Here is a 19,294-nt window from a genome sequence, read left to right on the forward strand (position 1 = left end):
TTCAGTCGTAATGGGTGAGCGTGACCTTGCACAGGCCTGTTGCCATTGCCTGGGTGACCGCCAGTACGGCAACTTCGCCGGCCGATGACGCGTATTGCGCGTATTGGACAAGGCGATCTCCCTCGGGGACAAACGATGCGGCGGCATTTTCGGCATCGATGGATCTCTGGTGGAAATCCTTCTGGCGCAGGTAGCTGGTGATGGCCGCAGTGGCCTCGGTGATGTCCTTGGCGCTGGTCTCGAAGGTCATCTCGGACTGCGGGGGCTTGTTGCCATCACCGACGGAGCCGAAGTAGGCGGGCTGCGCCATCGTCCCTGTCGCTGGCGCATTGCGTATCAGGGAAGAGATGCCTACGTAATATCTGAGCGATCCCCGCTCAGGCGAGTAGTCCTCCTGGGAGATGAGAAACCCATACACGGCCAACCAGGATGCGGATGCGGCAAAGACCAGGAGGACAAGGCCCAAGATAACGGATCTGAGTCGCATGGAAGAGGTGGGACGGGTTTGGGGAGGTGACAGCGGTCCAGATCCTAAATGAGCGGGCTGAAATCTTTATTTCAAAAGAGTAACTTTTTGAAATAGAGAAATTTCTGAATGACCCATTCGATATTTGACGGATTTCTCTTTGCGAAAGAGCAGGCCGCGTCTGCCCCAGGAAAGCAAGCGGTCTGCCAGCGCTGGAAAACCATGCCCGGGGCAGGTTTCCTACTCGATGCCGATATCCAGCCGCGACACCAGTGCCCGGCCGTGTTCGTTCAGGCCCGTCACCTCGACCGTGCTGCCGTGCTTGCGCAGGCGCTGGCAGACCTTGTCCAGCGCATTGACGGCCGTGATGTCCCAGAAATGGGCGTTGTCGAGCGCGATGCGCACCGGCTGGCCTTCGATGTCCCGCACGTCGAAGGCATCGACCAGCAGGTCGGCTGAGGCGAAGAAGACCTGGCCCGAGACGCGGTAGGTCAGGCCTGCGCCGTCCTCCTTCTTCTCGACGGACAGCAGCCTTGAGACCTTGAAGGTGAAGAACACCCCGCTGAGCAGCACGCCGACGCCCACGCCGGCGGCCAGGTTGTCCGTGGCGACGGTGACCACCACGGTGGCCAGCATGACGGCGCTGGACAGCTTGGGATGCCTGAGCAGGGCGCGGGCCGATCCCCAGTCCAGCGTGGAGGCCGACACCATCACCATGATGGCCACCAGCGCCGCCACCGGCACCTGCGACACCCAGGGCTTGAGCAGCACCATCAGGATGAGCAGGAAGGCGCCCGCGAACAGCGTGGACAGCCGGCCCCGGCCGCCGTAGCGCACATTGCCCACGGTCTGGCCGATCATGGCGCAGCCGGCAATGCCGCCGAACAGGCTGGCCGCGATGTTGGCCACGCCGATGCCGCTGCACTCGCGGTTCTTGGAGCTGGGCGTGTCCGTGAGTTCATCGACCACGCTGGCCGTCATCATGGACTCCAGCAATCCCACCATGGCGATCGCCAGCGCGGGCAGGGCGATCAGGCGCAGCGTCTCCAGCGACCACGGCACCTGCGGCAGCCCGAAGCTGGGCAGGCCGTCCGGCAGCAGGCCCAGGTCGGCGACCGTCTTCAGGGGAAGGTCGAGCCATTGCGCCGCCACCGTCAGCACCACGATGCAGACCAGGGGCGAGGGCACGGCCGTGGTCAGCCGGGGCAGGCCGTAGATGATCAGCAGGCCGGCGCCCACCATGGCCCAGGTGGCGGCATTGGCGCCGATCAGGTGCGGCATCTGGGCCGAGAAGATCAGGATGGCCAGCGCATTGACGAAGCCCGTGCGCACCGAGCCCGACACATAGCGCATCAGCACGCCCAGGCGCAGCAGGCCGAACAGGATCTGCACGGCCCCCGCAAGAATGCCGGCCGCAAAAAGGTATTGCACGCCATGTGCATGCACCAGCGGAGCGGCCACCAGGGCGACCGAGCCCGCAGCCGCCGACACCATGGCCGGGCGCGCGCCCGTGAAGGCGATGACGATGCTGATGATGAAGGAGGCGAACAGCCCGACGGCGGGATCGACCCCGGCCACGAAGGAGAAGGCGATGACCTCGGGGATCAGCGCAAAGGTGGCCACCGCGCCGGCCATGAGCTCGCGCGGAATGCTGGGCGCCCACTCGGCGCGAAAGGGATGGGGGTGTTTCGACATGGAAATGGCCAGCCCCGCCGCGCTGGGTGTGGCAGGGCGGGGCAGGATTTTGTAGACGGGAATGAACATGCCGGGCGTCGGGCGATGCCCGAAACCTGGCGGCTTGTACGGTTCGGCCGTGCTACGGCGGCGCCAGGCGGGTGCAGCCCGAGCGCCGGCTCTGCGAGCCGCGCGCGATGCGGGCCAGCGTGAAGCTGTGAAGGCGTGCGGCATCGCGGCTGCGCGCTTGGCGAGCCCCTGGTTGACGGTGCCGTTGGACTGAAATCACGGGCGCGATTGTACGAGGGGGTGCTGCCTGCCGTGGGATGGACCCCTGGCCGCAATCAGTCGTAGTGCGCCATGGTGGCGCGGTAGCGCACAGGGCCTTGCTCGGCCGATGAGGCCTGCACCACTTCCACGTAGACGACTTGGTCCGAAGCCGCCGTGTACCTGGCATGGCGAACGCGCCGCCCCATGCCGTAGGAGGGGCCGGGCGTTTCGTCGTCCGCAGTTCGGGAATAGCCTTTGCCGAGCAGGTAGGCATCGAAGGCGTGCGTGGCGGGGCCAATGCTTGCGAACTCCACGTCATAGGACACCAGGCCGTGTGGCGGCTTGTTGCCGTCGCCTACGGTGCCGAAGTACTCCGCCTTGCCCAGCGCACCCACCAGCGGCGCATGGCGCACCAGTGACGAGATGCCGATGTAGTAGGTGAAGCTGCCGGGCTCGGGCATGTAGTCCTCCTGCGAGATCAGGCAGAGGGCTGCAGCCAGCCAGCCGAACACGGCCAGCGGCAGGCACAGGACAAGACTCCACAACAGGGTTCTGGCACGCGGCAGGGGCATGGGATTTGTCGTCGGGCGCCTGGAAAAACAAAAACCCGCTTTCCGGGGAAAGCGGGTCTGGATGCTCAAGAACCTTGATGGTCCGGATCAGAACGGAATGTCGTCATCCATATCGTCAAAGCCCGAGGCTGCGCGCTGCGGCGGGGGTGCCATGGGTGCGGGAGCGGGGCGCTGGGGAGGGGCCTGGCGCGGTGCGGGCGCTGCCATGGGGGCAGGGGCCGGGCGGCGCTGTTGTTGCTGCTGGGGAGGAGCGTCGTAGCCGCTGTCGCCGTAGCCTTCATCGCCGTAGCCGCCGCCTTGCTGGCCACCGCCGCCGCCCTGGCGGCTGCCCAGCATCTGCATGCTGTCGGCACGGATTTCGGTGGCGTAGCGTTCCTGGCCGGAGGCCTGGTCGGTCCACTTGCGGGTGCGCAGGCTGCCTTCGACATAGACCTGGCTGCCCTTGCGCAGGTACTGGCCCACGATTTCGGCCAAACGGCCGTTGAAGACCACGCGGTGCCACTCGGTGGCTTCCTTGTTCTCGCCGGTGTTCTTGTCGCGCCAGCGGTCGGTGGTGGCGATGGTCACGTTGGCCACCTGATCGCCACTCGGGAAGGTGCGCATTTCGGGGTCGCGTCCGAGGTTGCCGACGATGATGACTTTGTTGACGGATGCCATGAGTGAAATACCTTTACATAGGGAAGTGGCCCGGGCATAGAGGGATGGATCCCGGGCCAGACGCGCCATTGTGCCGCAAGCCGTCCGCCGATGGCAGGGGGCGGATATCCCGTGGCAACCGTCTGTGGCGGCGGCTTGTAACCGTCTGAAAATCCGCCGTTCAGCCGTGGCGGCCCACGGGGCGCAGCGGCCAGGTGACGACCAGCCACAGCACGGCCAGGACGCTCGTCAGGGTGAACAGGCCCGGCATGCCAGCCCATTTGGCGACGGCGCCGCCCAACGCGCCGCCTGCGAACAGGCCCAGCGATTGCAGGGTGTTGTAGGCGCCCAGCGCCGCGCCGCGCAGCGGGGCCGGGGCCATGCGCGATACCAGGCTGGGCTGGGTGGCCTCCAGCGCGTTGAAGCCGCAGAAGAACACGAACATCAGCACGGCCATGGCCCACAGTGGCGGCTGCGCGCCGCCGGCCGCCAGCAGGCCCAGGCCGATCTGCACGAGGGTGATCAGGGCGATGGCGCCCAGCAGGGCCGCGCGCAGGCGCCCGCGCCGCTCCATGGCGAACAGGCCGCCCATGGCGGCGAAGGACAGCACCACGGCCGGCAGGTAGACATGCCAGTGCGCCTGCTTGTCCAGGCCTGCCTGCACCAGCATGGCGGGCACGGCCACCCACATGGACATCTGTACGGTGTGCAGCACGAACACGCCCAGGTTCAGCCGCACCAGGTCGCCGTGGCGCCACAGATCGGCCATGCGGCCGCGCGGCTGGTCGGCGTGGCGCGCGGGCTCGGGCGGGACGACCCAGAGCACGACGGCAATGCCCGCCAGCGCCAGGGCGCAGGTCAGGCCGAAGATGCCGGGCAGCCCGCCCCAGGCCGCCAGCAGGGGACTGAGCACCAGGGCCAGCGCGAACATGAGGCCGATGCTGCCGCCCACCATGGCCATGGCCTTGGTGCGCACGCTGTCGCGCGTGAGGTCGGCCAGCAGCGCGGTCACGGCGGCCGAGACGGCGCCTGCGCCCTGCAGGCCCCGGCCCCACATCAGGCCCAGCAGCGAGTCGGCCGTGGCCGCCAGCAGGCTGCCCGCCGCAAAGACCAGCAGCCCGGCGACGATGACGCGCTTGCGCCCGAAACGGTCCGAAGCCAGGCCCAGGGGCAGCTGGAACACGGCCTGGGTGAGCCCGTACAGGCCCATGGCCAGGCCGATCATGGCCGGATCGTCACCGCCCGGGTACTTGCGGGCCTCCAGCGCGAACACCGGCAGCACCAGGAACAGGCCCAGCATGCGCAGCGCAAAGATCAGCGCCAGGCTGGCGCTGGATCGGCGTTCCTGCGAGGTCATGCGGCCCGATGCGGCCGAAGAGGGGGCTGGCGCCTGGGCGCCGTGGACGGGTGTGGGGGAATCGAGCACGGGGTGCACTGTTGTGGGGGCAAGCAATCCGCCATTCTCGCCCATAGGCCGGCGCTGCGGGGTGGCTGGGTTATGCAAGGCAGTGCAAGACAGTTTTGTGAATGGGCGTCGCAGAAGGCCCTGCCGCCCCGCAGACCGAGCCGCCATGCGGTGGCACGGGTTCTGACCTATCATGGCGGGTTCGCCTTCGCAGGGGTTTTCCCGATGCCTGGTTCCCACACGATTTCCGAAGACGGCGGCCTGGACCGGGCCGCCGACTCCCGCTCCCAGCCCGACGGCCGCTACCTTGGCCTGGCGCTGGCGCAGTCACGCATCGCCATCCGCGGTGCGCGCACGCACAACCTCAAGAACATCGACCTGGACATTCCGCGCAACCGGCTGGTGGTGATCACCGGGCTGTCGGGCTCGGGCAAGTCCAGCCTGGCTTTCGACACGTTGTATGCCGAGGGCCAGCGCCGCTATGTGGAGAGCCTGTCGGCCTATGCGCGCCAGTTCCTGGGGCGGCTGGACAAGCCCGATGTGGACCTGATCGAGGGCCTGTCGCCCGCCATCAGCATCGAGCAGAAGGCCACCAGCCACAACCCGCGCTCCACCGTGGGCACGGTGACCGAGATCAACGACTACCTGCGCCTGCTGTTCGCACGCGCCGGCACGCCCTACTGCCCCGACCACAACCTGCCGCTGCAGTCCCAGACCATCAGCCAGATGGTGGATGCGGCCCTGGCCCTGCCCGAGGACACGCGCCTCATGGTGCTGGGGCCGCTGGCGCGCAACAAGAAGGGCGAGTTCGCCGAGCTGTTCGCGCAGATGCAGGCCCAGGGCTATGTGCGCTTTCGCATCGACGGCAAGATCCACGAGTCCCATTCCCTGCCCGCGCTGGAGAAGAACGAGCGCCACGACATCGACGTGGTGATCGACCGCCTCAAGGTGCGCGCCGACGCCCAGCAGCGCCTGGCCGAGAGCTTCGAGGCCGCCCTGCGCGCGGGTGGCGCCGACGCCGGCAGCCGCGTGATCGCCCTGGAGATGGACAGCGGCAAGGAACACCTCTTCAGCGCCAAGTTCGCCTGCCCGCTGTGCAGCTATTCGCTGCCCGAGCTGGAGCCGCGCCTGTTCTCGTTCAACTCGCCCATGGGCGCCTGCCCGGGCTGCGACGGCCTGGGCTGCACGGAGTCCTTCGACCCCGAGCGCGTGGTCGCCTTCCCCACGCTGAGCCTGGCCAGCGGCGCCGTCAAGGGCTGGGACCGGCGCAACGGCTACTACTTCTCCATGCTGGAGAGCGTGGCGCGCCACTACGGCACCGATGTGGAGCTGCCCTTCGAGGAGCTGCCCGAGAAGGTGCGCCATGTGGTGCTCTGGGGCTCGGGCGAAGAGGAAATGCCCTTCAGCTACGTCTTCGACAGCGGCGCGCGCAAGGGCGAGTCCATGGTCAAGAGCCATCCCTTCGAGGGCATCATCCCCAACATCACGCGGCGCTGGCGCGAGACCGAATCCAGCGTGGTGCGCGACGACCTGGCGCGGCTGCGCAGCGTCGCCGTCTGCCCCGACTGCGGCGGCACGCGGCTGCGCCGTGAGGCGCGCTTCGTGCGCATCGGCGAGGGCGAGCAGGCCCGCGCCATCTACGAGGTGGGCCATGCCACGCTGGCCGAGGCCCATGCCTGGTGCGCGTCCCTGCAGCTGTCGGGCGCCAAGGCGGAGATCGCGGGCAAGGTGGTGCGCGAGATCGCCTCGCGCCTGCTGTTCCTCAACGACGTGGGCCTGAGCTACCTGAGCCTGGAGCGCGGGGCCGACACGCTGTCGGGCGGCGAGGCCCAGCGCATCCGCCTGGCTAGCCAGATCGGCAGCGGCCTGACGGGCGTGATGTATGTGCTGGACGAACCCAGCATCGGCCTGCACCAGCGCGACAACGACAAGCTCATCGGCACGCTGCAGCACCTGCGCGACATCGGCAACAGCGTCATCGTGGTCGAGCACGACGAGGACATGATGCGCGCGGCCGACCAGATCATCGACCTGGGGCCCGGCGCGGGCGTGCATGGCGGCCGCGTCATGGCCCAGGGCAGCTACGAAGAGGTGCGCGCCAACCCCGATTCACCCACGGGCCGCTACCTGGCGGGCACCCAGCGCATCGAAGTGCCTGCGCGGCGCACGCCCTGGCAACCCGTGCTGGAGGCAACGGCCGAGGGCGAGGCCCGGCCAGCGGCCAAGGGCTTCCCGGCCCGCGCCCAGCAGCCCCCCGCCAATCCCGACAACGCAACCGCCCCCGGCGCGCCGCAACTGCAGGCCCTGCGCGTGGTGGGCGCACGCGGCCACAACCTCAAGGGCGTGACGGCGGACTTTCCCGTGGGCCTGCTGACCTGCGTGACCGGCGTCTCGGGCTCGGGCAAGAGCACCCTGGTCAACGACACGCTCTATACCGAGGCGGCGCGCCAGATCCACCGTGCTGGCGGCGAGGCCGCGCCGCACGACGACATCATCGGCATGGGCCATTTCGACAAGGTCATCAATGTGGACCAGTCGCCCATAGGCCGCACGCCGCGCAGCAACCCGGCCACCTACACGGGCCTGTTCACGCCCATCCGCGACCTGATGGCCGAGACCAACACCGCCAAGGAGCGCGGCTACGGCCCCGGGCGCTTCTCGTTCAACGTGGCCGGCGGCCGCTGCGAGGCCTGCCAGGGCGATGGCGTGGTCAAGGTGGAGATGCACTTCCTGCCCGATGTCTACGTGCCCTGCGACATCTGCAACGGCCAGCGCTACAACCGCGAGACGCTGGAGGTGCAGTGGAAGGGCCGCAACATCTCCCAGATCCTGGAGATGACGGTGGAGGACGCCCATGCCTTCTTCAAGGACGTGCCCACCATCGCCCGCAAGCTGCAGACCCTGCTGGACGTGGGCCTGTCCTATATCCGCCTGGGCCAGAGCGCGACCACGCTGTCGGGCGGCGAGGCGCAGCGCGTCAAGCTGGCCCAGGAGCTGTCCAAGCGCGACACGGGGCGCACGCTCTACATCCTGGACGAGCCCACGACGGGCCTGCACTTCGCCGACATCGCCCTGCTGCTCAAAGTGCTGCAGCAGCTGCGCGATGCGGGCAACACCATCGTGGTCATCGAGCACAACCTGGACGTGATCAAGACGGCCGACTGGATCATCGACATGGGCCCCGAAGGCGGCTCGGGCGGCGGCCAGGTGGTGGCCACGGGCACGCCCGAGGACGTGGCGGCCAACCCGGCCAGCCACACGGGGCGCTACCTGCGGCCCTATCTGGAGGCAGCGTCGGTGGCGGCTCCTGCAGCGGCCAAGGCTGGTCGTCGGAAAGCACAGTGAGGCCGGCCATGGACAGCAGCATCCGTGATTTCGTGGTGGTGGGCGCGGGCATGGCCGGTGCCTCGGTAGCCTGGCAGCTGGCGCGCGACGGCCAGGCCTCGGTGCTGGTGCTGGAGCGCGAATCCCAGCCCGGCTACCACAGCACGGGCCGCTCGGCCGCTCTGTATGAGGAGCACTATGGCCCGCTGCAGGTCCAGGCGCTGACGCGCGCCAGCCGCGCCTTCTACGAGCAGCCGCCGCAAGGCTTTGTGCAGGCGCCCATCCTGGCGCCGCGCGGCGTGCTCTATGTGGGCACGGCCGCGCAGAAGGACCTGCTCGATGCCGCCCATGCCGAGGCGCTCCTGCACTCGCCCCAGGCGCGGCGCCTGGGGCCCGATGAACTCAAGGCCCTGGTGCCCTGCCTGAACACCACGCTGCTGGTCGATGGCTTTGCGGACGACGGCGCGCGCGACATCGACGTGCATGGCCTGCACCAGGGCTTCCTGCGCGGCCTGCGCCAGTGCGGCGGCGAGCTGCGCTGCAGCGCCGAGGTCCGTGCGCTGGCGCATGCCGCAGGTGTCTGGACCGTGGACCTGGCCGACGGCAGCCAGGTGCGTGCGCGCTGCGTGGTCAACGCCGCTGGCGCCTGGGCCGATGCGCTGGGTGCGCTGGCGGGCGCAGCGCCCATAGGCCTGGTGCCCAAGCGGCGCAGTGCCTTCACCTTTGCCGTGCCCGAAGGCATGGACGCCGCGCACTGGCCCGCCGTGATCAGCGCCGACGAGGGCTTTTACTTCAAGCCCGATGCGGGCCAACTGCTGGGATCGCCCGCCAACGCCGACCCCGTGGCGCCGCAGGACGTGGCGCCCGAGGAACTGGACGTGGCCACGGGCATCTGGCGCATCGAGGAAGTGACCACGCTGCAGATCCGTCGCCCCTCCCACACCTGGGCCGGGCTGCGCAGCTTTGTGGCCGACGGCGAGATGGCCATTGGCTGGGATGCCTCGCCTGCGCCGCTGCCGGGCTTTTTCTGGGTGGCCGCCCAGGGCGGCTACGGCATACAGAGCGCCTTCGGCTACAGCCTGCTGGCGCGCAACCTGCTGCGCGGCGAGCCGCTGGATGCGCGCCTGGCCGCGCAGGGCGTGGAGCCTGAACGGCTGTCGCCCGCGCGCTGCCAGCGCGGCTGAGGCTCAGAGCGGCGAGCGCCGCGCAAAGCGCACCACGGTCACGCCCGCGCGCGCCTGGCGCACCGAGGGCATGACCAGCACGCAGTCGCCATAGGGCGTGATCACCGGCTCGCCATCGTTGTCGCCGATCACCGTGCCGGCCTTCTCGAAGCGCTCCAGCCCCGTGAACGGCGCCGTGAAGCGAAAGCCGCTGCTCTTGGCCACCACGGGCGCCGTGACTTCCAGCGCCCACTGGGCCGGTGCGTCGGCCTGCTTCCAGCCGGGCAGGGCGGCGTGCAACGCGCCGTTGTCGAAGATGGCGGCCACTTGGAGGAAACGCAGGCATTGGTCGTGCGCCACATCGCGGCTGGCCAGATCGCCATGGAAGCCGCATTCGATCAGCAGCGAGCGCGAGTCGCCGGCCTCGGCGTCGGGCAGGCCGAAGCGCCCGTAGTCGCGCAGCCGCGTGCCGTCCTTGTGGCCGGCATCCACGACGATGTTCGCCGGCGCGCCCATCTGGCGTGCCAGATCGCGGTTGCGCGGCTGCATGCCGGTCAGCAGCAGCGGGGCCGAGGGCTCGTGCATGGAATGCAGGTCCAGCAGCCAGTCGGCCTGCTGCACGAAGGGGCGCAGCGCGGCGGCGCGGCGGCGTTCGCGGGTGCTGCCCTCGTCGATGCGTGCGTCTATCCACTGGCGGTTCATGTCCTCGTCCACAAAGCGCGAGGCATCGTGGCTGGCCGCGTCGAAGCGGTCGAAGGCATCGAGGTTGGCCAGCACCAGGGTCAGGCGGCCGTTGTCCAGCGCCAGGCCGTTGTTCAGGGCCTGAAGCAGCCCGGACACGGCCCAGGCGCCGCAGATCTCGTTGCCATGCACCAGCGCGGAAATCATCACGTGGCGGCCCGGGCGTCCCGAGTCGAATTGCCACACGCCATCGGTACCGGTATTGCCCGCGCGCCAGGCGCTCAGGTCGGGCAGGGGAAGGTCAAATTGCAAAGCGTCCATGGCTGGCTCAGTTCTCGATGTGGGCAAACTGGACGATTTTTGTGTACTTGGCGATCTCGGCGTTGATGTACTTGCCGGCATCCGTCTTGGGATCGGCCACCACCGAGCCTGACTCTTCCATCTTCTTGCGGAACTCTGGCGAGGCCATGGTCTCGTCCAGCGCCTTCTTGACCTTGGCGGCCACGGGTGCGGGCAGGCCCTTGGGCGCCATCAGCGCGAACCAGACGTTGATGTCCACGTTCTTGTACTGGGGCAGCTCGGACAGGGCCGGGATGTCGGGCGTGATGGCCGAGCGCTTGGCCTCCGTCGTGCCCAGGGCGATGACCTTGCCCGCGCGGATCTGGGGCAGGCCCGAGGACAGCACGAACATGCCGAACTCGATGTTGTTGCCCACCAGGTCCGTGGTCAGGGGCGCCACGCCCCGGTAGGGGATGTGGGTCATGTGCAGCTTGCCCTGCTCCTTGATCATTTCACCGGCCAGGTGCAGTGCCGTGCCCACGCCCGAGCTGCCGTAGCTGAACTTGCCCGGGTTCTTGGCCACCAGGGCGCTGAACTCGGCGGCTGTCTTGACGCCGGCCTTCTGCGAGGCCACCAGCACCATGGGCTGGGAGCCGATCATGCCGATGGGCGTGAAGTCGCCGATGGAGTACTTGATGCTCTTGTTGATCAGCCGTGCGATGGCCAGCTCGTTGTTGGCGCCCACGAACAGCGTGTAGCCGTCGGGCGTGGCCTTGACGGCCTTTTGCGCGCCGATGGCGCCGCCTGCGCCGCCCAGGTTCTCCACCACCACGGGCTGGCCCAGGCGCGAGGCCAGGCCATCGGCCACGAAGCGGCCCACCAAGTCGGTGCTGCCGCCGGCGGGGTAGCCCACGATCATGGTGATGGCGCGGTTGGGGTAGCTGGCGGCGTCGTCGGCCAAGGCGCTGCCGGTGGCAGCGATCAGCAGGCCGCAGGCCAGGGCGGTGCGGCGCAGGAGGGAGTTGCTGGGCATGGGGTTATTCCTGAAATGTATGAGATTGATTGTGCGAAGGACTACCCAGGCATTTGGTGCTGATTCGGCACGAGGCGGAGCCATTGCAGCACCAAAACCCGCTTGTTCCACAGCGCTGTGCGGGTTTGCACCAGGAGAGCGCATGCATGCACCCGTCAGGCGCCCGTGATGTCGCTCCAGAACTGCTCGGCTGCAGGACCCAGGTGGCGCTTGGGACGGTACAGGCGCACGTCGAAGTGCACTTCCAGGCCCGGGTCGCCGGCCACGGCCAGGCGGCCGGCCTGGCAGTCGCCGCGCACCATGGACCACGGCATCCAGGCCAGGCCCAGGCCGCGCAGCACGTATTCGTAGTGGGCGTCGGCCGAGTCGCAGTCCACGCAGCGGCGCAGACGCGGCGCCAGCGGATGCCGGGCCAGGTGGTCTTCCACCAGGCGGCCCAGGGCCATGCTGTGCGAGAAGGCCAGGTAGGGCACGGGAGCGACGGGCTGGTGGCTGGCCGACAGCTCGTACATCGGACGGCCCTGGGCATCGGCGCGGGCCACGGGCACCAGCCTGTCCTGCATCACCGTCAGGTAGCTGAACTGGCGGCCGTCCAGGCGCACGCCAATGGCGGCGTGGTGGTAGACCAGCGTGAAGCTGACTTCGCCGCGCTGCAGCATGGCCACGGTCTCGTCCAGCGTGCGCGTGACCACGCGCAGCTCGGCCGTCTGCAGCACGCTGCCGTTGCGCGTCAGCCAGTCGGCCACGATGGTGCGCGCCAGCGTGCGCCCCGTGGCCAGGGTGATCACGCGGGCCTGGCGCCCGGCCACGGCCTGCAGTTCATCGTGCGACTGGGCCAGCGTGCGCACCAGTTGCTCGGCCGTGTCGCGGAAGGCTTCGCCGGCCGGCGTCAGCCGCACGGGGCCGCCTCCGGGCTCGACCAGGGGCGTGCCGGCCCAGGCCTCCAGCGCACGGATGCGCCGCCCGAAGGCCGGATGGGTGACATGGCGCAGCTCGGCCGCGCGCGTGAAGCTGCGCTCCTGGGCCAGCAGCAGGAAGTCTTCCAGCCATTTGCCTTGCATGGCCGGGCTTCCCTGCCGTCTCAGGCGGCGGCTGCGTCTTGCAGCGTCTGGCGCGTGGCCTGGGCGGCTGTGCGCGCGGCGGCAGCGAAGTCGTCGCCCTGCGATGCATAGAGCACCGCACGCGAGGAATTGATGATGATGGGGCCGCCGCCGATGCGCGCCGCCTTGACCGTGGCCACGGCATCGCCCCCCTGGGCGCCCACGCCGGGAATCAGCAGCGGCAGCGAGGGCGCGAATTCACGCACGCGCTCGATCTCCTGCGGGCGCGTGGCGCCCACCACCAGGCCGAGCTGGCCGTTGGTGTTCCAGGGGCCCTGCGCCAGGCGCGCCACATGCTCGAACAGGTGGGGCTGGCCCGGCAGATCGGCCAGGCGCTGCGCCTGCAGGTCGTCGCCGCCGGGGTTGGAGGTGCGGCACAGCAGGAAGGCGCCCTTGCCCTCGTACTGCAGGTAGGGTGTGATGGAGTCGAAGCCCATGAAGGGCGACAGGGTCACGGCATCGGCGCCATAGCGCTCGAAGGCTTCCTTGGCGTACTGCTCGGCGGTGGAGCCGATGTCGCCTCGCTTGGCGTCCAGGATGATGGGCACATGGGGCGCGACGGCGCGCATGTGGGCCATGAGCTTTTCCAGCTGGTCTTCGGCGCGGTGGGCCGCGAAGTAGGCGATCTGGGGCTTGAAGGAGTTCACCAGATCGGCCGTGGCCTCGACGATGGCGGCGCAGAAGTCGTAGATTTTGCTTGCATCGCCGCGCATGGCCGCAGGAAAGCGGCTGGGTTCGGGGTCCAGGCCCACGCATAGCATGGATTGGTTCTGGGCGGTGGCATTGCGCAGCATGTCGAGAAAGGTCATGGGGCGCGATTTTAGCGATCGGCCCTTCCCGGGGCCTGTCGCCGGGCATCCAGCGGGCCTGGCGGCCCGCGGGCACAATCGGCGGCCTATGCCTGCCTTCACTGCCCGACAAATCCTTTTGCTGATCGCGCTGACCCTGATCTGGGGCATCAACTGGCCGGTGATGAAGCTGGGCGTGCAGCATTTCCCGCCGCTGAGTTTCCGCATGGCCTCGATGTGGGTGGGCCTGCCCATCCTGGCGGCCTTCGTGGTCTGGCGCCGCCTGCCACTGGCCGTGCCGCGTGCCTACTGGCCCCGGCTGGCGCAGCTGACGCTGTTCAACATGGTGCTGTGGAACAGCCTGATCATCATTGCCATCCCCATGCTGTCCAGCGGGCGGGCGGCCATCCTGGGCTACACCATGCCCATCTTCTCGGCCGTGCTGGGCAGCCTGTTCTTCCATGACCGGCTGGCGCCGCGTGCCTGGGCGGGTGTGGCGGCGGCCTTGGCGGGCGTGCTCCTGCTGCTGTGGCACGAGGTCGGCGCCCTGGGCAGCCGCCCCATCGGCGTGGGCCTGATGCTGGCCGCCGCGCTGAGCTGGGCCTTCGGCACGCAGAAGCTGCGCCGCGCCGAGGTGCCCGTGCCCCTGCTGACCATGACGCTGTGGATGGTGGCGCTGACCGCGCTGACGCTCACGGTGCTGGCCTTCGTCTTCGAGCGCCACCTGTGGCACTGGCCCGATGCCCAGGCCACGGGCGCCATCGTCTTCAACGGCGTGCTGGTGCTGGGCTTTGGCCAGACGGTCTGGTTCTTCCTGGCGCGCAGCCTGCCGCCCGTGGCGTCCACGCTGAGCGTGATGATGATCCCCGTGCTGGGCGTGTTCAGCGGCGCCTGGTGGCTGGGCGAGGTGCTGCACTGGCAGGACTGGACGGCCGTGGCGCTGATGGTGGTGGCCATCGCCTCGGTGCTGTGGCCTGCGCGCGGCCGCTGAGGGCAAGCAGGGGAAGGTCGGGAGAAGAAGACGCAGCCTGACTGCGCACACGGGCGCAGTCAGGCTGCAGGGCCTCAGCGTTGCGCCGTGGCCGGGGCGCCCAGCAGGCGCTGGATGTCGATGTTGTTGGGCAGCGCGTAGTCGTGGCTGCGCACGATGCGGCTGTCGTCGGTGCGAACCAGCTTCAGGCTCACATAGGTGTACTTGGCAGCCGCCGAGTACGTGCCCACCAGGACCAGGGCCGCATTGTGGTTGCGGGCGATGTCCTTGATCTCGCGCGACAGCAGCAGCTCGCCCGTGCCTTCCTTGACGTACACATCGCCGCGCAGCTTCAGCTCCTTGACGTTGTAGCCCTTGGCGGACAGCTGGGAGGCGTACAGCTCGCTGAGCGTGCGGCCCAGCGGGGCCGAGCGCGTCAGGTCGTTGACGTTGACCACGGTGGCCACGAGCACGGGCGCCTCGCCCAGTTCCTCGGTGTTCAGGCCCTTGACCAGCTCGTCCACGGCAGCGCGGCTGCTGGCGATGAAAGGGTTGGCTGCGGCCGACTGGTAGGTGGGCTCGCCGCGGCGCGCGGCCGACGATTCGGGCGTGGTCGCGGGAGCGGGCACGGCGCAGGCGGACAGCAGGGCCGCCGCAGCCAGCGCGGCCGGCAGGAAAGGCGTGCGCAGCGTCATTGGCCCACCACCTTCAGGTTCTTGGCGGGGAATTCGGGGCGCTCGTCCTCGGCCGTGAACAGCACGGCGTCGCTCTTTTCGAGGTAGTAGACGTCGGTCTTGCGCGCCAAGTACTGGTTGTTGCGCACCACCGTCGTCGTCAGCACGAGTTCGGGGTTGGGCAGGCGCTTGCCGTGGCGCACGACCTGGGCGCCATAGCTCACCTGCAGCTGGGCCTGGGCCGGCTGTTGCATGACGGTCACGCCGCTTTGCACGAGCTTGGTGATGATCAGCTCACGAAAACCCTTGTCGAACTGGCTGGGCTCAGCCGGCAGGGCCACGTGGACCGGAGTGGTGCGCTCGATGCCGGTCTTTTGCAGTGTTTCCAGCGTCTTGGCGACGACATCGTTGGCCACGGAGTCCCAGTGGCCGGCAGCGCCGATCTTGGGCTGGGCCGTGGCTTCGAAGTAGCTGGTCATCGGTGCATTGACGCAGCCCGCCAGGGCCAGGCAGAGGCCCGCCAGGGCCAGGCCGCCAGCGGATTTGAACGATCGCATGGATTTCTCCTCGGTGCGGGGGCGCGCTGCGGCGGATTGCTGCAGCTGCGCAAAGTGTCGATTGTGGCTTCGCCGCGAGGCACTGACAAGAAAGTGCCCCGTATCCGGATGTTGCCGTGCTCAGCCGTTGGCGCGCTTTTGCAGGATCTCGAAGGCGGGCAGGGTCTTGCCTTCCAGCACCTCCAGGAAGGCGCCGCCGCCCGTGGAGATGTAGCCGACCTTGTCCTCGATGCCGTACTTGGCGATGGCGGCCAGGGTGTCGCCGCCACCGGCGATGCTGAAGGCGTCGGACTCGGCAATCGCCTGGGCCACGACCTTGGTGCCGTTGGCGAACTGGTCGAACTCGAACACGCCCATGGGGCCGTTCCAGACGATGGTGCCGGCCTTGCGCAGTTGCTCGGCCAGGCGGGCGGCGGTCTCGGGGCCGATGTCCAGGATCATGTCGTCGTCAGCCACTTCGGTGGCCTTCTTGACGGTGGCGGGCGCGTCGGCCGCAAAGGTCTTGGAGACCACCACGTCGGTGGGAATCGGCACCTCGGCGCCGCGTGCGGCCATGGCGTCGATCACGGCACGGGCCTCGCCGACCAAGTCGGCCTCGGCCAGACTCTTGCCGATGTTCAGGCCCGCCGCCAGCATGAAGGTGTTGGCAATGCCGCCGCCCACGATGAGCTGGTCCACGTTCTTGGCCAGCGACTGCAGGATGGTCAGCTTGGTCGACACCTTGGAGCCAGCCACGATGGCGGCCAGCGGGCGGCGCGGGTTGGCCAGGGCCTTGGTGATGGCGTCGATCTCGGCCGACAGCAGGGGGCCCGCGCAGGCAATGGGCGCGAACTGGGCGATGCCGTAGGTCGTGCCTTCGGCACGGTGGGCAGTGCCGAAGGCGTCGTGCACGAAGATGTCGCACAGCGCGGCCAGCTTGCGGGCCAGTTCTTCCTTGTTCTTCTTCTCGCCCACGTTCACGCGGCAGTTCTCCAGCAGCACGACCTGGCCGGGCGCCACCTGCACGCCGTCCACCCAGTCGGCGACCAGGGGCACTTCGCGGCCCAGCAGCTCGCCCAGGCGGCGGGCCACGGGCGCCAGCGAATCGGCCGGCTTGAACTCGCCTTCGGTGGGGCGGCCCAGGTGGCTGGTCACCATCACGGCGGCGCCGGCCTTCAGTGCCATCTCGATGGCGGGCACGGAGGCGCGCACGCGCGTGTCCTCGGTGATCTCGCCGGCATCGTTCAGGGGCACGTTAAGGTCGGCGCGGATGAAGACGCGCTGGCCCTGGGCCTTGCCCTGGGCGCACAGATCGGAGAAACGGAGAATGTTCATGACGGCGGCGTTGCGATCGGTGGCGATCGCCATGGAATTGAAACGAAAAAGAGGTAAAGCGCGGCCATTGTAGGCGGCGTGCCCGCCCTGGCAGCGGGCGGGCGCACCGGCGATCCGGGGCATCGGGAGCGCCTGTAATCCGGTTTCAGCCGGGGAGCCGGGCGCTCTCGGCCGCTCTCGCCCGCGCTGCGCCTACCAGCCCAGGCCGATATGCAGTGGCAGATAGACCGCCATGCCAAGCGCGATCGTGCCCATGATGCTGCGCTTGTAAAAAAAATACATGACCGCGCAAGCCAGGGCCGGCAGGCGCGCATCGACCACGGTGGAGATCAGCCGGCCGTTGGTCATCACGATCTCGGGCGCAATCACGGCCGCCAGGGCCGCCAGCGGCGCGTACTTGAGGCCGCGCTTGAGCCATTGCGGCAGGGGCACCTCGCGCTCGGGAATCAGGAAGAAGGCGCGTGTGAACAGCGTGATGGCCGCCAGGCCCACGCAGGCCAGCCAGGGCCACAGCCAGGACAGATCCATCAGAGCGTTTCCTTTTCCTTGGTTTCCACGGGCCGGGCGTCTTCGTCCAGCGGCAGCCGGGCATGGCGCTCGCCGCGGGCTGTATCGGGCGGGAGAATCACCGGGCTTGGCTCCCCTTTTTCAGGCGCCTGCAGTGCGCGCAGGCGCTGCTGCAGCGTTTCTGCCAGCAGGCCTGCGGCCACGGCTGCAGCGATGGCCACGAGGATATTGAGCTTGAGCGGCAGCGCAAAGGCCGCCACGGCCGCGCTGGCCGCAACAACGCCTGCCACCCACGTGGCACGGTCGTTGAGCATGGACAGCAGCACGCCCATCAGGGCCAGCACGCCCGCAAAGCCCAGGCCCCAGGACAGGGGCACCTGGTCGGCCAGCAGGATGCCCAGCGTGGACGGGATCTGCCAGGCCAGCCAGTTGGTCGAGGCGGCACCCCAGAAATAGGGCAGCTGCTCGGGCTGGGGCCGGGCATCGGGGTAGCGTTTCATGAAGCCCACGAAGATCACGTCGCCGCTGAAATAGGCGATGGCCAGGCGGTGGCGCAGGCGCAGGTGGGCAAAGTAGCTGCGCCACATGCTGCTGAGGATGACGAAGCGCAGGTTCACGCAGATGGCCGTGAACCAGACCACCCACATGGGCGCGCCCACGGCCATCAGCGGCAGCACGGCCAGCTGGGCACTGCCTGCATAGACCAGCAGGCCCATGAACAGCGCCAGGGGCAGGGACATGCCGCTCTTGATCATGGCCACGCCCGTGACCAGGCCCCAGGCGCCGATGCCCAACGCCGTGCCCGACATGTCGCGCACGCCGGTCATGAAGGCGGGATCGCGCGCAATGCCGCGTGCGCGTTCCACCAGGGGCTGCAGGTTCATGGCGTGCCGCCGCTGGCAGCGCCGTCCAGAACGGCTCCTTCAGGCAGATCGAAACCGCGCAGGAAATCGCCAGCCGCCAGCCGCTTGCCGCCTGCGCGCTGCAGCAGCGTCATGCACAGCACGCCATGGCCGCAGGCCACGCGCACGCCGTCGGCGCCTGCGGACAGCACGGTGCCCGGGGCTGCCGTCGCCACGGCGATGGTGGGGTCGGCGTGAGCCTCCCAGACCTTGATGGCTTCATCGCCGTACTGCGTGGCGCCGCCCGGGAAGGGGTTGAAGGCGCGCAGGCGCCGGGCAATGGCCTCGGCATCCTGGCGCCAGTCGATCTGGCTTTCGGCCTTTTCGATCTTGTGCGCGTAGTTCACGCCCTCGGCGGGCTGGGGCGTGCGCGGCAGGCCGCCGCAGGCGCTCATCTCCAGCGCCTCGACGATGAGGCGCCCGCCCAGGTCGGCCAGCTTGTCGTGCAGGCTGGCCGTGGTGTCGTCGGCGGTGATGGGCAGGCGCTCGATCAGGCACATGTCGCCCGTGTCCAGGCCGGCGTCCATCTGCATGATGGTGACGCCGGTCTCGGCATCGCCGGCCTCGATGGCGCGGTGGATGGGGGCGGCGCCGCGCCAGCGCGGCAGCAGGCTGGCGTGGATGTTCAGGCAGCCGCGCAGGGGCGTATCGAGCACCCACTGCGGCAGGATCAGCCCATAGGCGGCCACGACCATGACATCGGCCTGGGCCGCTTCGATGGCGGCACGGGCGGCGGCGGCCTCTTCGGGGTATTTGCCGTCCAGGCGCAGGCTGCGCGGCTGGGCCACGGCAATGCCATGCTCCAGCGCGCACTGCTTGACGGGCGAGGCCTGCAGCTTCATGCCGCGCCCGGCGGGACGGTCGGGCTGGGTCAGCACCAGGGGGACGGTAAAGCCCGCGGCGAGCAGGCGTTCAAGGGCAACGCGCGCGAACTCGGGCGTGCCGGCAAAAATGACTCTCATGCAATCCAGTAGGGACA

At 68.9% G+C, this 19,294-nt stretch carries 18 protein-coding genes; 3 read left to right on the plus strand and 15 right to left on the minus strand.

Going from position 1 to position 19,294, the window contains the following annotated elements; all coding sequences use genetic code 11:
• Position 1 precedes the first annotated feature (1 nt).
• The 5 genes from LGR64_RS21820 to LGR64_RS21840 all read right to left on the minus strand — a co-directional run bounded on the left by LGR64_RS21820 (position 2) and on the right by LGR64_RS21840 (position 4,975).
• A complete protein-coding gene (locus LGR64_RS21820; RefSeq protein ID WP_230356993.1) occupies positions 2–310 on the minus strand; it encodes a hypothetical protein in 309 nt (102 codons plus the stop codon).
• Positions 311–706: 396 nt separating this feature from the next.
• Positions 707–2,161, minus strand: coding sequence for a SulP family inorganic anion transporter (locus tag LGR64_RS21825; protein ID WP_230356995.1), 1,455 nt, complete (start codon positions 2,159–2,161; stop codon positions 707–709).
• A gap of 323 nt (positions 2,162–2,484) precedes the next feature.
• On the minus strand, positions 2,485–2,982 hold the full coding sequence (locus tag LGR64_RS21830) for a hypothetical protein (RefSeq protein WP_141830894.1): 498 nt from the start codon (positions 2,980–2,982) through the stop codon (positions 2,485–2,487).
• A gap of 87 nt (positions 2,983–3,069) precedes the next feature.
• Positions 3,070–3,639, minus strand: a complete 570-nt coding sequence (ssb, locus tag LGR64_RS21835; RefSeq protein ID WP_013804622.1) for a single-stranded DNA-binding protein — start codon at positions 3,637–3,639, stop codon at positions 3,070–3,072.
• A 160-nt stretch (positions 3,640–3,799) separates the two neighbouring features.
• Complete coding sequence (locus LGR64_RS21840; protein ID WP_141831140.1) at positions 3,800–4,975, minus strand: MFS transporter; 1,176 nt, start codon at positions 4,973–4,975, stop codon at positions 3,800–3,802.
• Positions 4,976–5,248: 273 nt separating this feature from the next.
• On the opposite strand from LGR64_RS21840, the gene uvrA reads away from it, so the two are divergent.
• On the plus strand, positions 5,249–8,368 hold the full coding sequence (gene uvrA, locus LGR64_RS21845; protein WP_230356997.1) for an excinuclease ABC subunit UvrA: 3,120 nt from the start codon (positions 5,249–5,251) through the stop codon (positions 8,366–8,368).
• Positions 8,369–8,376: 8 nt separating this feature from the next.
• A complete protein-coding gene (locus LGR64_RS21850; RefSeq protein WP_141830890.1) occupies positions 8,377–9,531 on the plus strand; it encodes an NAD(P)/FAD-dependent oxidoreductase in 1,155 nt (384 codons plus the stop codon).
• Between the two features lie 3 nt (positions 9,532–9,534).
• On the opposite strand, the gene LGR64_RS21855 is transcribed toward LGR64_RS21850, so the two are convergent.
• The 4 genes from LGR64_RS21855 to pyrF form a co-directional block, all read right to left on the minus strand.
• Entirely contained in the window at positions 9,535–10,512 is a 978-nt protein-coding gene (locus tag LGR64_RS21855) for a succinylglutamate desuccinylase/aspartoacylase domain-containing protein (protein ID WP_141830888.1), read from the minus strand.
• Between the two features lie 7 nt (positions 10,513–10,519).
• Positions 10,520–11,503 carry a Bug family tripartite tricarboxylate transporter substrate binding protein gene (locus tag LGR64_RS21860; protein ID WP_141830887.1) on the minus strand — a complete coding sequence of 328 codons (984 nt, stop codon included), beginning with the start codon at positions 11,501–11,503 and terminating at the stop codon, positions 10,520–10,522.
• A gap of 155 nt (positions 11,504–11,658) precedes the next feature.
• Positions 11,659–12,564 (minus strand): LysR family transcriptional regulator, encoded by a 906-nt coding sequence (locus tag LGR64_RS21865; protein ID WP_141830886.1) that lies wholly within the window; start codon positions 12,562–12,564, stop codon positions 11,659–11,661.
• A gap of 20 nt (positions 12,565–12,584) precedes the next feature.
• Positions 12,585–13,412 (minus strand): orotidine-5'-phosphate decarboxylase, encoded by an 828-nt coding sequence (pyrF, locus tag LGR64_RS21870; protein WP_141830884.1) that lies wholly within the window; start codon positions 13,410–13,412, stop codon positions 12,585–12,587.
• Between the two features lie 88 nt (positions 13,413–13,500).
• Between pyrF and LGR64_RS21875 the strand changes: the two genes are divergently transcribed.
• The gene (locus tag LGR64_RS21875; RefSeq protein ID WP_034389732.1) at positions 13,501–14,382 is read left to right on the plus strand and encodes a DMT family transporter; all 882 of its coding nucleotides are present in this window, start codon (positions 13,501–13,503) and stop codon (positions 14,380–14,382) included.
• 74 nt (positions 14,383–14,456) lie between these two features.
• Here the strand turns inward: LGR64_RS21875 and LGR64_RS21880 are convergent, their stop codons facing one another.
• The 6 genes from LGR64_RS21880 to fmt all read right to left on the minus strand — a co-directional run bounded on the left by LGR64_RS21880 (position 14,457) and on the right by fmt (position 19,277).
• The gene (locus LGR64_RS21880; RefSeq protein ID WP_043825323.1) at positions 14,457–15,056 is read right to left on the minus strand and encodes a FlgO family outer membrane protein; all 600 of its coding nucleotides are present in this window, start codon (positions 15,054–15,056) and stop codon (positions 14,457–14,459) included.
• A complete protein-coding gene (locus tag LGR64_RS21885) occupies positions 15,053–15,592 on the minus strand; it encodes a hypothetical protein (protein ID WP_012202759.1) in 540 nt (179 codons plus the stop codon). The genes LGR64_RS21880 and LGR64_RS21885 overlap by 4 nt, the downstream gene beginning before the upstream one ends.
• Before the next feature lie 120 nt (positions 15,593–15,712).
• Entirely contained in the window at positions 15,713–16,906 is a 1,194-nt protein-coding gene (locus LGR64_RS21890; RefSeq protein ID WP_043783159.1) for a phosphoglycerate kinase, read from the minus strand.
• A gap of 192 nt (positions 16,907–17,098) precedes the next feature.
• Positions 17,099–17,434: an AzlD domain-containing protein gene (locus tag LGR64_RS21895; RefSeq protein ID WP_012202761.1), complete on the minus strand. Its 336-nt coding sequence runs from the start codon at positions 17,432–17,434 to the stop codon at positions 17,099–17,101.
• The gene (locus tag LGR64_RS21900; protein ID WP_141830883.1) at positions 17,434–18,297 is read right to left on the minus strand and encodes an AzlC family ABC transporter permease; all 864 of its coding nucleotides are present in this window, start codon (positions 18,295–18,297) and stop codon (positions 17,434–17,436) included. The genes LGR64_RS21895 and LGR64_RS21900 overlap by 1 nt, the downstream gene beginning before the upstream one ends.
• A complete protein-coding gene (gene fmt / locus LGR64_RS21905) occupies positions 18,294–19,277 on the minus strand; it encodes a methionyl-tRNA formyltransferase (protein ID WP_141830881.1) in 984 nt (327 codons plus the stop codon). Before fmt ends, LGR64_RS21900 begins: the two co-directional genes overlap by 4 nt.
• Between the last annotated feature and the right edge of the window lie 17 nt (positions 19,278–19,294).

The sequence above is a fragment of the Delftia sp. Lp-1 genome, from assembly GCF_020523835.1.
Lineage (GTDB): Bacteria > Pseudomonadota > Gammaproteobacteria > Burkholderiales > Burkholderiaceae_C > Comamonas > Comamonas acidovorans.